The sequence below is a fragment of the Frankia sp. AiPs1 genome, from assembly GCF_023716945.1.
Taxonomy (GTDB): Bacteria; Actinomycetota; Actinomycetes; order Frankiales; family Frankiaceae; genus Frankia.
In genome coordinates this window covers 1-1,258 of the sequence record NZ_JAMQQF010000974.1, presented here as the reverse complement: position 1 = coordinate 1,258, position 1,258 = coordinate 1, and the positions used below count along the sequence as shown (strand labels likewise).

General features: G+C 76.9%; 1 protein-coding gene and 1 pseudogene. Both read right to left on the bottom strand.

Annotated elements, in window-relative coordinates:
• Nucleotides 1-283: pseudogene (locus tag ND748_RS32285) on the bottom strand (4-hydroxybenzoyl-CoA reductase); the annotation flags it as partial.
• A partial coding sequence (locus ND748_RS32280) for a xanthine dehydrogenase family protein subunit M (protein ID WP_251750057.1) occupies nucleotides 283-1,258 on the bottom strand: 976 nt, incomplete at its 5' end. The pseudogene ND748_RS32285 and the gene ND748_RS32280, both read right to left, overlap by 1 nt.

The following is a 1,258-nucleotide window of genomic DNA, read 5'->3' as shown; positions in this document are numbered from 1 at the left end:
GCTCGCCGGCGTACCGGACCCGGTCGACGGCCAGCGGCGGCTGGTCCCGCAGGATCGGGCCGAACCGCGCGGGCCGACCGAGGGCGGCCTCCAGCTCGGCCCCGGAAAAGACCGCGGCGACGCCGGGTGTCTGGCGCGCCTGGGCGGTGTCGACCCGGATCAGGGCGTGCGGCTCGGTCGACGTCAGCAGCCGGGCGTGCAGCAGTCCCGGACCGACGTCGGCGCCGGCGAGATCGCCGACCAGCTGCAGCCGGCCGGTCACCTTCACCCGCGCGTCGAGCATCAGGCCGCCGTCCCGGCCGGGGTCGCTGCCGCCTCGGCGAGGGCGGCGGCGAGGGTGGCGGCGAGGGTCCGACGGACCCAGACACGGACCATCTCGGCTCGATAGGCGGCGCTGGCCTTGAGATCGTCGACGCAGACGACGGCGTCGGCGTAGGCGTCGGCGACGGCGCGGATGCGCGCGGCGTCCGGGGCCCGGCCGACCAGCTCGGCATCGATGTCGCCGAACCCCACGGGCACCGGGGTTCCACTGCCGATCGCGATCCGGGCGCCCGCGCAGACTCCGTCGACGACCCGCATGGTCACCGCGACCCCCAGGCAGGTGGTGTCCTCCGCCGACCGGGTCTTGAACGGCTGGTACCGCCCGACCGTGCCAGTCGGGGGCGCGTCCACCTCGACCGCGGTGATCAGCTCGCCGGGCCGCAGGACCGTCGTGCCGGGGGCCGGGTAGAACGCGTCGAGCGGGACGATCCGGACCGCCCCGCCCGGTCCGGCGATGCGGACCCTCGCACCGAGCGCGAGTAGCACGGTCGGGGGATCCCAGGCGTAGCCCGCGCCCGCCAGCACACCGCCCACGGTGGCTACTTCCCGCACCCGCACATTGCCCACCCGGGCGAACGCCTCGGCGAGGACCGGCAGCGTGGCGCGGACGGCGGGGTGCGCCGCGACCTGCGCGTGAGTAGCCATCGCCCCGAGCAGCAGACCCCCGCCGGCAGCCCCCCCGCCGGACCACTCGGCGCTGGTGCCGGCGATCCCCCCGGCGGGTCCGTCGGTGCTGGTGGGGTCGGTCCACTCGGCGGGTCCGTCGGCGCTGGTGCGGTCGCCACACTCGGCGGGTCCGACGGCGCTGGTGGGGTCGGTCCACTCGGCGGTGGTGGCGACGGTGATGCGGGCAAGGTCGGGCAGGCCGCGCAGCGACACGAGGAGGGCCGGCCGCTGCCGGGGGTCGGCGAGGTCGAAGGCCAGCCGGGTGCAGCCG